Genomic DNA, 14,133 nt, shown 5'->3' on the forward strand with positions numbered 1-14,133 from the left:
TTATCGCTAAAAACAACTTTAAGTTTTTATATTAAAGAAAACAATTTAAATTGAAAAAATAAAAAAGCATTATGAAAAATAATTAAAAAATTATAAAGGAAAATTATGGAAAATTTTAAAACAAAAATTATAAATTATATAGAAAATCTAGACCCTAAAAAGATTTGAGATTTTTATAGTCAATTTTTAAATATAATTGAAAATTTAGAAAAAAATGGATATAAACTTTGCAAATATAGCATTGAATTAGATAGCGAACATTCGTTATTTTATGGAAAAGATTTTAAATATTTAATTGATGATGAATTAAAAGAAAAAGGTTTAAGTTCTCATTATATTTATATTTTTAAAAATCTACAAAGAAAATTGGCTGCCGTTGATTTTTTAAGACACGGAAATTACTTTTTTAAAGTTAATGATGCTCAAAATGACTTTGTGGAAGTCAAACTAGATAAAAAAATAATGGAATTAAATGGTAGTGATTTTGATGAGCATATAGAAACAGAAGCACTATTAAATAGTGATGAATTAAAAGCATATATTCATAGTAATTTAAAACAATATGGAATTAATAGTGCTTGATTATTAGGTAAAACAACTAATAGTGAAATTTACTATTTAGATGATGAAAAAATTTATCAATTAAATGCTTATATGGATGAATTTATCGAACAAGATTTACAAACTCAAATGATAGATGTTATTTACCAAATTTTTGAAAATGAAAAAATTAATGATAGTGAAAGTGAAAATTTAAAATTACATTTAAAAAATCAATTAACCGATTTAATGGAAAAGTTTCAATAAAAGCGATTAGTAGCCATTAAAAACTATAAAAAATAAAAAGAGTAAAAAATGGAGAAAGATAAAAAGCGAAATTTTTTCAATTTTAACAACGATGATGAATGATATACAACAAAAGAAGATGTGCAGTTTTTTATTGATAATGCCAATATAAATAAAAATAAAATTATTTGATGTCCCTTTGATTTAAAAAATTCTAATTTCGTAACAACATTTAGAAAAAATGGCTATAAAGTTGTTCATTCTCACATTAATAATGAAAAAGATTTTTATAAATACCAACCTAAAAAATGGGACATTATTGTAAGTAATCCGCCCTTTAAAAATAAAAATAAATTACTAGTAAGATTATTGGAATTTAATAAACCTTGAGCATTAATTTTTGGCATTCAAGCATTAAATAGCGAACGATTTTGCAATGAATTACAAAAATTTAGCAATATTGAATATGTTCATTTAAAAAGGCGAATGTGCTTTACAAAGGATTATTTAAATTATGATGTAAAAAAATTACAAAGACCTTCGTTTGCCAGTATGTGAATAACAAGCAAAATTTTTGATAAGCAAATTCAAATTTGAGATGGTGTTAATTATAAAAATAGTGATAAATAATAAAAAAGTTGAAAAAGATAAAGGAATATTACATTATGGTAAAAGAATTTAAGAATTTAGAAAATAAACAAATTAGTTTATTAACTTGAAAACAGATTTTTGATATGGACGAAAGAGAAATAAATAAATGAAGTGCAAAAATTAAGTTATTAAAATTTGTTTTAAAGCAAAATGATAAAACTGATTTACCTACTAAAAAACAGATTTTTAACATAAATCATAAACAATTAAATTATTTTTTACTAAAACTTGATTTATTAAAATTAATTGCAGAGTTAGATGATAAAACTGATTTACCAACTTGAAAACAGATTTTTGATATGGACTTTGATAAATTGTATAAATGATGAGAAAAATTAGATTTATTAAAGTTCATTTTAGAGCAAAAAGATAAAACTAATTTACCTACTAAAAAGCAAATTTTAAATATGGATGATAGTCAAATGAAACACTTATATGAAAAAACTAAATTATTTAAATTTACCGTTAAACAAAAAGATAAAATCAATTTACCAACTTGAAAACAGATTTTGAATATGAATATTGATAAACTGCATAATTGACTAGATAAATTAGATTTATTAAAGTTCATTTTAGAGCAAAAAGACAAAAGTAATTTACCAACTAAAAAGCAGATTCTTAATATGAATGATAATCAATTATCTTATTTATATAAAAAAACTAATTTATTAAAATTCACTATTAAACAAAAAGATAAAAGCAATTTACCATCTTGAAAACAGATTTTTGATATGAATGATAATCAATTAAATAATCTCTTTCCAAAACTTGAATTTTTAGAATTAATTGCAGAGTTAGATGATAAAACTGATTTACCAACTTGAGAGCAGATTTTTGATATGGAAAATAATCAATTATCAAATTTATATGAAAAATATTGATTACTAAAATCAATTTTAAAACAAGAAGATAAAACTGATTTACCTACTAAAAAACAAATTTTAAATATGGATGAATATCAAATAAATAATTGAAGCGACAAAATTGAATTACTAGAATTTGTTTGAAATCAAAAAGATAAAACTAATTTACCAACTAGAAAGCAAATTCTTAATATAAATGACAACCAATTAGAGGATTTTAACATAAAACTTGATTTATTAAACTTGATTGTAAAGTTAGATGATAAAACTGATTTACCAACTTGAAAACAGATTTTTGATATGGATATTGATAAATTGCATAACTTGCTAGAAAAATTAGATTTATTGAAATTAATTTCAAAGCAAAATGATAAAACTGATTTGCCTACTAAAAAGCAAATTTTAAATATGGATGATAGTCAAATAAATAATTGAAATAGAAAAATTCAGTTATTAAAATTTGTTTTAAATCAAAATAATAAAACTGATTTACCAACTACAAAACAAATTCTTGATATGAACGATAATCAATTAAATAATTTAAATTTAAAAATTGAATTATTAAAGCAAATGTTAAGTTCTTAAAATCAGTAGTGAAGATAAAAAATATTTAAAAATATAAAGGAATATTGCATTATGATAAAAGAATTTAATAATTTAGAAAATAAACAAATTAGTTCATTAACTTGAAAACAGATTTTTGATATGGACGAAAGAGAAATAAATAAATTAATAATCAAAAAACGAATATGAGAATTTGTTTTAAAGTATAAAAATAATTTTTATTTACCTACTAAAAAGCAGATTTTTAATATGAGTGAAAATCAATTAAACTGCTTTTTTCTAAAACTTGATTTATTAAAATTGATTGTAGAGTTAGATGATAAAACTGATTTACCAACTTGAGAGCAGATTTTTGATATGGATTATACTAAAATATTGAATTTAAATGACAAAATAGAAATCTTAAAATTAATTTCAAAACAAAAAGACAAAACTAATTTGCCTACTAAAAAGCAAATTCTTAATATGAATAATATTCAATTATCTTATTTATATAAAAAAACTAACTTATTAAAATTTACCATTAAACAAAAAGATAAAAGCAATTTACCAACTTGAGAACAGATTTTTGATATGAATATTGATAAATTGTATGATTGGCAAAAAAAGTTAGATTTAATAAAACTAATTTCAAAGCAAAAAGACAAAACCGATTTACCTAATAAAAAGCAAATTTTAAATATGAATAATAATCAAATAAGTAGTTGAAATAACAAAATTGAGTTATTAAAATTTGTTTTAAAACAAAAAGACAAAAGCAATTTGCCTACTAGAGAGCAGATTTTTGATATGGATAGTAATCAATTATTTTGTTTGTATATTAAAACCGAATTATTAGAATTTGTCATTAATCAAGAAGATAAAAGCAATTTACCAACTTGAAAACAGATTTTTGATATGAATGATAATCAATTAAATAATTTAAATTTAAAAATTGAATTATTAAAGCAAATGTTAAGTTCTTAAAAAACATAATTATTGATTTTTAAAATAAAAAACTATTTTATTTAAACATATAAAGGAATATTACATTATGGTTAAAAAAATTGAAGATTTAAAGCCAAAGCAAAGTAATTTGCCAACCAGAGAGCAAATTATCAATATGAATGATAATCAATTAAATCATTGAAAATTTAAAATTGATTTACTAAAAATAATTTTAAAGCAAAAAGACAAAACTAACTCGCTAACTTGAGAGCAAATTTTTAATATAGATGAAGAATGAAAAGTTGAACTATTAAAATTAATTTTAGAGCAAAAAGATAAAAGTAATTTACCTACTAGAGAGCAGATTTTTAATATGAACGAAAATCAATTGTTGAATTGAGTAAATAAATTTTATCTATTAAATTTTTTATTAGACCAAAATAATAAAAAGAATTTACCAACTAAAAAGCAGATTTTTAATTTAAGTAAAAAACAATTAAAATCTTGAGTTACAAAGGCCAAATTACTAAAATCAATTTTAGAACAAGAAGATGAAACTAATTTACCAACTTGAGAGCAGATTTTTAATATGAATAATAATCAATTATTTTATTGACAATGGAAATTAAATTTATTAAATCTAGTTTTACAACAAGAAAATAAAACTAATTTACCAATTAGAAAGCAAATTCTTGCTTTTAATACAAAAAATATTCCATTGCCAAGTTTATTAAAAAAATATTTATTACTAGAATTAATTTTAGAACAAAATGATAAAACTAACTTGCCAACTTGAGAGCAAATAATCAATATGAATGATAGTCAATTAAAACATTGAAAGGAAAAAATTAAACTATTAGAGGAAATTATTAATATGAACAATAAACAGTTGGAACATTAACAAAAAAATAACTTATTAAAGCAAATATTAGATTAAAAACAGCAGTAAGGAAGATAAATATGGAAGATATTTTACAACAACAAACAGTTAAAAATAATATTAAATCAGCAGTTTATTATCAATTTTTTAATTATCTTGAAGATAAAAAAGATTTAAAAACTGTCTATTGAGATTTTTATGATAATAGTCCCATTAAAAGTGTAAAGTATTATAAAGCCCGCATTGAAAATCTTACATCTTATTTTAATTATAAAAAATCAAAAACTGTTTTTTTAAATAAAGAAAAAATCTTTGTTAATTTTTATCAAATAACTAAAAAGTTATCGGGAATTGATTTTGTTAAAAACATTAGTAATTATTCAATAAAAAATTGAAGTTATAAAAATGATTGTTATAAAAAATTACTTAACAGTATGAAATTAAAACAATCTTGAGATAAATGAGAAATTTCATCTTTTTCAGAGCATTTAACACTATTTTTAACTTGAAAACAAAGTTTATTAAAGCAAAAATATATTGACAAAATAAAAGAATTTATAACTCTTGCAAAACTAGAAGACGAAGATAAAAGTTTTATTAAAAAACAAAAAAATTGACTAGTGGAAAAAATTAAGCATTATATGATTGAAAACAATCTTTATGATAAAGTATTAGATTTTGATAAATGACGATTTTATAATGACAATAAATTGTCTTATTGAACAGTTGAAGAAATTAAAGAAATTCTTTATCAACATAAACTTGAAGGTGCCAATTATATTCATAAACATACAGATTATAATGATTATGGTATTGGATTTACTAGTTCAAATTTAAACTATAATGCTAAAAAGTTTTTAACTAAAACTTTATATAAATTAATTGATAAAAACGATGATGTTCAATATATTTCCCTTATAGACAGAATCACTGAAGAAGATGAATATTATTTAATGTGAAATGTAATAGAAACGAAATTAATTTTATATAACTACATAGAAGAAAATTCAAACAACCTTTTACAAGAGCATATACAAAAATTAAAGCAAATAATTGAAGAATCGGAAGATGAATTAAATGAAGATGAAAACTTACTTAAGTTCTAAAAACACACAAAAAAGGAACAAAATGAAAAAAGGCAACATAATTAATTTAATAAAATACTATTCTGAAAAAGATGATTTAAATTTTAAAAATGAAGCATATTTAATTGCTAAAGAATTTGATAAATTAGGTGATTATCAACTATCAGAATATATAAAAGAACTTCTTCGTGAGCCTAATGATTTTACTTTTAAAGAAGATACAAAAATAAAAACCGAGCAACTTTCTTTTCCCGAAAGAATTAAAGAAGATATTAAAAAATTTTAAATACAAATAAAAGGAGCAAAATGAATAAACAACACACTGTTAAAAGGGTTGGTTGTGATGAAGTGGGCACTGGCGATTATTTAACACCAATTGTCGCTTGTGCCGTTTATATTCCTAAATCAAATTTACCTATAATTAAAGAATTAAATATCAAAGATTCAAAAAAACTTTCTGATTATACAATTAAAAACCTTGCCCAAAAATTAAAAGAATATTGTATTTATAAAATCAGTTATTTATCACAACAAGAATATAATAAATTAAATAAAAAATTAAATGCTAATGAATTAAAAATGTTAATTCATTTGCAAAATATTAATTATATGGAAGAAAATTTACTAGTTGATGAAATAGTAATTGACCAATTTTCCACCGAAAAAACAATTTTACTTTATATGGAAAAATTAGCATCAAATAATTTATATAAAGTTAAAAAAATTAATTCACCTTTAACATTAGAAATTCATAGCGAAGATAAGTATTTAGAAGTTGCTTGTGCTTCCATTTTAGCAAGAGATTTTTTACTAGAAAAAATGAAAGAACAAGAGCAACTGTGAAAATTTAATTTCCCTTTAGGTGCAAGTTCTAATGTTAAAGTGGCTGCCCAAAAGTTTTTAAAAATCTACGGTTTTAATAAATTAGATAAAATTGCTAAATTACATTTTAAAACAACAAATGAACTTGAAAATTAAAATATCAACAATAAAACAAATTAAGGAGAATTATGAAAAGAAAAACTAAATTTCACTTGCTATTATCAACAATACCAATAGTTTTTACTTTACCATTTTTTATAAGTGCTAATAGTAATAATGAAAATGAAAAAACTGTTTCCGATGGTTTTACTTATTATAATAAAAAAATTGAATTGAATTTTAGTGATTCAACTAATATAGAAATTGAAAATTTAAAAACAACTATTAGCAGTTTTAACTCTAAAGAAGCTAAAATTCTTTCTAATTTTAAAAATAAATTAAAATCAAGTATTAAAAGTTTTTCAGATGAACATTTTTTATCTATGTGAGAACAAATGGGATTAAATAAAATTTATCCAGGACACTTTATTTATTCACCTAAATTTGAAAATTTAAAACTAGAAAATACAGTAAATGGAAAAATTTTAACTTTTGATTTTGAATATAAACTAACTGACGAAAATGTTCAACCCGAATCTTGAAAAGTTAAAATTCAAAGTTCAACGACATTTCAAAAGCCAAATTATATAAATCAAAACAATTGACAAAATTTTAATTTTTTAAATTTAAATAATATAAATAAAGAATATTATTTTAGTAATGAAAGAGTATTTTCTTCAGTAATACAAGATGCCTTTAATAAAAAAAGTTCTACTTTAGCAATTAATGAACTAAAAAAATATAATTTAGATGAATTTGAAGAAATTTTATTTAGTGATATATATAATGTTAGATTAATAGATTCCTATCTAACTATTTCTGATTTAAGAATATATGATTATTCAAAAACTAATGATTTTATTTCTTTTAAATATGAGGTAAATTTATATTATTCTAATTGAAATAGTTTCAAAAAGAAAGCATACAATAATTCAGAAGATTATTCATATTTAACCGAAAATAAAGAATGAAAAAATCAATTGCCGAAATTATCATACAACGAAATTAATAAAGAAAATTATTTAATAAAAAGTGAGTTAAAGTTTAACGACGGATATGATAGAGATGAGTATCTAAAAAGAATTAAATCCTTAAATAAAAGTTTTGAATTTCTAAAATTTCCACAATATATTACCAATTCAGGTCTTGCAATGCTTTGAACTTCTTTATTTTATAATAAGTCGGCACAAACTAATTGAACAGAAAAAATTTCTAAAATTAGTTCTGATGACAGAATTTTAGAATTTAATATAAATAATATTATAGAATCTGAGGAGGAAATTCCTTATCAATCATCAATTGATAAGGGGTATTATGATAGACCACCAATAATAAATTATTTATTAAATTTCGATTTAAATTTTGTAGTTTTAAATGGCGTTCAACTAAAACAACACAACAATTTAATTAAAACTCTTAATGAATTAAAACAAAATTTAGTTAAAACAAATTTAATTACTAAAGATGGTTATATATTATATAATTCTGAAACAAATTTTGCCAATCCTTTTGATAAAACCATCAATGGAGGCAGTAAATCCAATTATGAAAATGTATTAAAAAAACAAGAAGAAATTAAAGAATTTATTAAAAATACAAATAATTTAAATATCAAAGCAACATTTAAAAATGATGAAAAAAATAATACTTCTATTTTAAATTTTGATTATTTTGATATTTTTAATAACAATAAATCTATTACAGTTTTTAAAGATATTAACTATAAAAAAATAAATGAGCAAATAGAAATTTCTCTTGCTCAACGACTTAAATTTAAACCAAGTGCCTATATTGACAAAAAAAGCAATTTAGATTTTAAACTAGTCAATAATGAAGTGCCAGAAATAGTTGAATGAACCTTTTTTAAGGGTGATACAAAACAAAAAGAGCAAATTGAAAAATATTACAATTTCCCGTCATTAGAATTATATTCTCCAAAGGAAAATAATGAGATTTTGTATATTAATAATCAACCAGTTCCGATATTTAATAATGTTTATACATATCAATTTAAAGATAAATTAAATGAACCGAGCACTAATTATTTATTAGAGCAAATTAAAGAGTTGGAAAAAAGATGAAAAGCATCTAGTAATGAAAATGAAAGACAAAAAAATCAGTTAGAATATGAAAAAGCATTAAATAAATATCAAAATATTAATGTATATTTAATTGAAGTTAAACAGTTTGATAAAACAAGTCAAAATAAAGATAAATTAAAAACAATTTTTAGCAAAAAAATAATGATTCAGTCACAAAAAGATGTTTTATTTAATATTAAATTTTTCGCTTGAAATCCAAAAAATAATAAAGAACAAAAAGAAATGATAGAACAATTTTTAACTGACCCCAAAGGTAATTATATTTTAGATGAAAATAAAAACAAAATTCCTAACCCTAAATATAATCCATTTATCAATAGTGAAACAGGAACTAATATGGAATATATAGTTTTATCAGAAAAATTTCAAGAAAAAGAGGCGAAATGAAAATATAATCACAATAATCAATTTATTTTATTTAATCTTTTAAATGAAAAAGGAGAAAAAAATCAATCACCAACAGAAAGTGAAACAACAAATATATATGAAGCACATGTTGTTTATGGTGGTATTAAATTAGAATTAGGAAATGGTGTAAATCGTTTTGATGTATGAAAATGAGACGGAAGTAATAGAGAATGACAAAAGCAAGATTTTTATAGTCAAAACATTGATTTTTATAAAAATAGTGAAAATATTATAGGAGATGCGGGTTTATTTAAAATTGTTGCCAATAAAGAAAACGGACAAGCAAAACATAAAATAGTTTATATTAAAAAGAATGTCGGAAAAGAAGAAAAAGTTAATGATGAATTTTTCTCTAAAGCAGTTAAAGAAAATATTAAAGAATTTGAAAATAAAATCACTCCTTTATGAGAACATTATTGAGGAAAACAATTATTAATTTTCTTAAAATTAACTTACAATATTAGCGAAAATATTGCTAAAACTTTTAATTATGATGAAATTTTAAATTATTGAAAAGAATTTTATAATTTTTCAAACAATGAATTAACATTAAAAGAAATTACTCCAATTATTAATGAAGCAGAAATAAAGAATTTTATGGAATATAATGTTAATCCAAAAGATGATGAAAAATTAAAAGAAAATTATAAAAAACAATTAATGAATTTTGTTTCATTTCCTTATTTTGAATACATTAATACTGAAATAATTTTTGAAAATATCGCAGAAACAAATAACAGTTCATCGGCAGAAAATCAACCAACAAACAATCAATCTACAAATACAGAATCAACATCTATAACAAAAAATAGTGGTAATTCATCAACTGATAAAAAATTAGCAGATGTAGAAAAAGCAGGTACAACTCAAACAAATGATAATTCATCAACAAAAGAACAATCAATAGATAATCAGCCAATTAATAGAGATATAACAATCAGTAAAAATGATGAAAATTCATTTATTGACAATAATTTAATGGATTTTTATTTAAATGAATTAAAAAAATCAGAAAACTGAAGTGATGAACAAATTGAAAAATTCAAAAAAGATTTACAATCTGATGAATTAATTTCACAATTGAGCAATATAAGATTTTCTCCTGGAGAACCTGTAAGTTATGTAATAAAAAGTTTAGATAAGGAAGAAAATAAGAATATTGAAAGTAATAAAACAAATATTTTAAATACAAACACAGAAAGCAAAAAAGCAAATTCAAAAATAACAGACAATACAAATGACGATTCATCAAATCAAAACAAAAATACTAAATTAAGCAAAGAAAATGATGAAAATATTTCTCAAGAAAGTGGTGAATATAAAGGGAAAATTATTTTTAAATTTACTACTTCAACTAATTTTATTAAATTAACAAAAAATGAAATAACCGTTTATGGTAATTGAATGAAATTGGACAATGGTGAAAGCGGAAACGGTGGAAATGGCAATAAAAAAGATTTATTTATGCCTAAAATAGAAACGAAATTGATTAATGATTTTTACTGAGAAAATAATGAAAATATAACAGTTGATGATTTAAATACTCATAAAAATAACTTTTTCGACACCACAACATACGAAAATTTAGAAGCACATAATCTTATAATCACCAAATATGATACTAATGAAAATGAAAATAAAAAAGCCAAATTAACTTTTAATTTTAATAGAAAAATAACTAGTAATTTACAATTTCAAGATAAAGAATATGTGGTTCATTTAGAACTTGTAAAAGATTCTAATCGTAATCCTTTTGATGTTTCAATAAATGAATCGCAAATAAAAGAAACAGATTTTGCTAAAATGGATATAAAAGATATATCTTTTGTAGGAATAAATATAAAAAAAACTTTATCAGATAAAATTTATGAAAATTTACAAAAACAATTTGAAAAGTATTTTGGAAATAATAAAATAACTAATTTAATTGAAATTGAAAAATTTGATGATATTCTTAATGCCTTATTAAAACCGTTATCATCAAATACTGAAAAAATTACTATAAAACCAAAAATTGATAGGTTATCTAACGGGAAAAAATTTAAAGGTAAAATCACAATAAATGTTACTAATGATATGACCGATGTAAAAGATTCTCCCGATTATAAAGAAGAACAAGACAAAAAGTTTCAAGAAAGTAAAGAAAAAGAAAAAAAGGAAAAAATAAAAGAAGATGAAATTCTTGAAACTGATTTTTCGAAAATGAAATTTCAAACAATTGCACTAAAAGATATTATTATTCCCGAAATACTAAAAGAAGAAATTTTTAATAATTTATCAGAACAAACAAAAAAATATTTTGGAAATAACAAAGCCAATTTACTAATACAAATTCAAAATGAAGATGCTGTTTTAAAACCTTTATTAAAACCTAAAACTTTAAATTCAATTGAAGCAACATTAATTCCTAAAATGGAAGAATTATCAGATGGAAGAAAGTTTAAAGGAAGTGCTAAAGTTACTATAATTAATGATTTAACAAATGTTGGTGAATCTCCTTTTTACAAAGAAGAATACGGAAATGCATCAAATAATAAAAATGATGAATTAGGTGCTGAAGAAAAAAGAAAATTAGCACTTAAATCATTAAATAACTTACAAAAAACAAGCAATATTATTTCAATTGTTGGTGTTTCTTTAGTTGTTTTAATATTCTCCTCTTACAGCGGATATGTATTATATATTAGACAAAGAAAAATAATATAAAAAAACTAACCCCAACGGGCTAGCACATTACAATATAATTATACAATATTTTTTAAAATTTATCTTTTATTTTATCATTTTTATTTTTTTATTATCACTTAAATATCTCATTAAACTTCTTTCATTTTAGTTCATAAATTACTTTAAAAATATTGTATTTTTATATTTTAAAACCTTTTAATACACCTTTAGGTGTATTTTTCTTTGAAAAATATAAAAATGTGTTAGAATATAATAGTAGATTAAGTTACTACTAACTCTTTAAAAGTTGAGCCAGCCTTAAGCGATTTTGTAAATTCGCCAACGAGCAAAGAGGTCGTTCTAATTTTGAACGATTTTTTTATATAAAAATTAACAAAAGGAGTTTGATGAAAAAAACAAAAATTTTATTTTCACTTCCCGTTTTATTATTGCCTTTATCGGTGGTTTCTTGTTCTTTAAGTTGAAACGGCATACCAATAATAGGTTCGCCAAAAAAAGAACCAAATAGTCCTAATGCTGAACCGAAACCATCTCCAGATTCACCGCCGCATTTTGATGGTTCAGAATTAGGAACTCCAAATAACCCAGGAGTAGAAAAACAAGTTGATAGTAAATACGGTGTTTATGAAGATTTATCTTTTGATACCATTCCAAGATTTAATTCTAAAACAAATCAAAATTTAGGAAAACTAGTTGCTTGAATTTATAATCTTCCCGTTTTAGCATATAAAAAACAAGTAGAAGAATATAAACAAAATAATAGCACTTCAGTAAATCCAAAAGATAGTGAAATTACCAACTTTACATTAAAAAGTTATTTTGATAATGAAAGCAATAAAAAACGATTAGATGATGTTTTTGATATAGATAGAGTAAATTCTGAATTTAGAAAATTAACAGAAAAATTTGAAGAAGAAATTAGACAAACAAATTCTGGAAAAACTAAATTGGCAACCTTTAGTTCTGTAATGGATGATTTTAATAGAATGTTTAATAAACCTTCAAATGCAGAAGAAAAATTTAAAGAATTAGACAAAAAAGACCCAAATTTTGATGATAAAGCAACAATGATTACACAAGGTAATATGGTAATGAAAGAATTGGAATTGCCTTTATTTTATCGTTATATTCAAAATATTTATGAAACCGTTTATTATTATTGATTTGATTCATTCAAGAATTTATTAAATCCTATTAGAAAAAACTCGAAAGAACTTGATGAATGAATGAAAGTTAGAGTTCCTTTTAAATGAGATAATACACTAATGCTAAGCGAACAAATTGAAAATATTAAAAATTTTAAAGAATTATGAACATTTAGTGGTTATACTAATATTTTAAATCCGATTTTATATCCTGCTTTATCAATAACTGCTAGCGAATTGGGTGATTATGGTTTCTCAGAGCAATTTATTAACAATAAAGCAAAAGAACACGGAGAAACACAAAAATATATTGATGAAGAAAAAAGAAAAAATCCGTTTTATAATCCTAAATATGATCCTAAGGTTCCTGAATTTGCATTAAATTTGCCATTTTTCAGTGATATTACTTATAAAAATAACGATTCAGTATTAACATTTAACAAATTTTATGAAATGGCTAGAATCGGAGCACTGTTTGATTTAGCCGATGATGGAAAACCAGATTTATTAGGAACACAAATACCAATAATTATGAATTTTCACAACAAAAGAATCGCTAAAGAACACTTTTTTGACTATAGCCACTTAAACAAAAACGGGCTAGAAATTGCCAGAACTGTTAATTATAATACAAGCGATATTTGAGATTTAAATATGAGCAGAGAGCAAGCGATTAGCGAACTTGAAAAATGATTAGAAGAATATGTTTGAGTAGATAAAGAAAATGATGTATTTACTAAAAGAAAAAACCTATTTAATATTAAGTTCTTAAAAAGTGATGCTAGTTTAGTTGGTAAATCAAAAGAAGAAAGAAGAGAAATATATAAACAAAAAATGCTTCAAACTAATCTTTGAAATGAATCCGAATTATTAAATAAATCATTTGAAGAATTAGTTAATATGTATGAAGATTATCAAAAAACTTTAGTATCTAAAGAAAATATTAAAAATTATTAAACACCTTTTGGTGTTTTTTTAATCAAAAACCAACAGTTAATCAAATTAAACATAAAGGAAAAATAGAGCAAAAAAGAACTTTTATTGCATAAATAAAAAAGAAAGTATTTTATCAAAATTCAATTAAAAAACAAGAATTTTAATTTATTTTTTAAT

10 protein-coding genes are annotated in these 14,133 nt (G+C 21.8%); all 10 read left to right on the forward strand.

What is annotated here, in order from left to right; all coding sequences use genetic code 4:
* Positions 1-105: 105 nt before the first annotated feature.
* On the forward strand, positions 106-807 hold the full coding sequence (locus QEG99_RS03535; RefSeq protein WP_280101812.1) for a hypothetical protein: 702 nt from the start codon (positions 106-108) through the stop codon (positions 805-807).
* Positions 808-855: 48 nt separating this feature from the next.
* Entirely contained in the window at positions 856-1,416 is a 561-nt protein-coding gene (locus QEG99_RS03540; RefSeq protein ID WP_280101813.1) for a sugar-phosphate nucleotidyltransferase, read from the forward strand.
* Between the two features lie 35 nt (positions 1,417-1,451).
* Complete coding sequence (locus tag QEG99_RS03545) at positions 1,452-2,885, forward strand: hypothetical protein (protein ID WP_280101814.1); 1,434 nt, start codon at positions 1,452-1,454, stop codon at positions 2,883-2,885.
* 51 nt (positions 2,886-2,936) lie between these two features.
* Complete coding sequence (locus tag QEG99_RS03550; protein ID WP_280101815.1) at positions 2,937-3,830, forward strand: hypothetical protein; 894 nt, start codon at positions 2,937-2,939, stop codon at positions 3,828-3,830.
* A gap of 67 nt (positions 3,831-3,897) precedes the next feature.
* Positions 3,898-4,692, forward strand: a complete 795-nt coding sequence (locus tag QEG99_RS03555; protein ID WP_280101816.1) for a hypothetical protein — start codon at positions 3,898-3,900, stop codon at positions 4,690-4,692.
* Between the two features lie 59 nt (positions 4,693-4,751).
* Positions 4,752-5,777 (forward strand): hypothetical protein, encoded by a 1,026-nt coding sequence (locus QEG99_RS03560; RefSeq protein ID WP_280101817.1) that lies wholly within the window; start codon positions 4,752-4,754, stop codon positions 5,775-5,777.
* 22 nt (positions 5,778-5,799) lie between these two features.
* Complete coding sequence (locus QEG99_RS03565) at positions 5,800-6,042, forward strand: hypothetical protein (RefSeq protein WP_280101818.1); 243 nt, start codon at positions 5,800-5,802, stop codon at positions 6,040-6,042.
* 20 nt (positions 6,043-6,062) lie between these two features.
* A complete protein-coding gene (locus QEG99_RS03570) occupies positions 6,063-6,734 on the forward strand; it encodes a ribonuclease HIII (RefSeq protein WP_280101819.1) in 672 nt (223 codons plus the stop codon).
* A gap of 32 nt (positions 6,735-6,766) precedes the next feature.
* Entirely contained in the window at positions 6,767-11,893 is a 5,127-nt protein-coding gene (locus tag QEG99_RS03575) for a hypothetical protein (RefSeq protein WP_280101820.1), read from the forward strand.
* A 368-nt stretch (positions 11,894-12,261) separates the two neighbouring features.
* On the forward strand, positions 12,262-13,977 hold the full coding sequence (locus QEG99_RS03580; protein ID WP_280101821.1) for a hypothetical protein: 1,716 nt from the start codon (positions 12,262-12,264) through the stop codon (positions 13,975-13,977).
* The last annotated feature ends 156 nt before the right edge of the window (positions 13,978-14,133 follow it).

Source organism: Mesomycoplasma lagogenitalium (genome assembly GCF_029854295.1).
In the GTDB taxonomy this organism is placed as follows: domain Bacteria; phylum Bacillota_I; class Bacilli_A; order Mycoplasmatales; family Metamycoplasmataceae; genus Mesomycoplasma_A; species Mesomycoplasma_A lagogenitalium.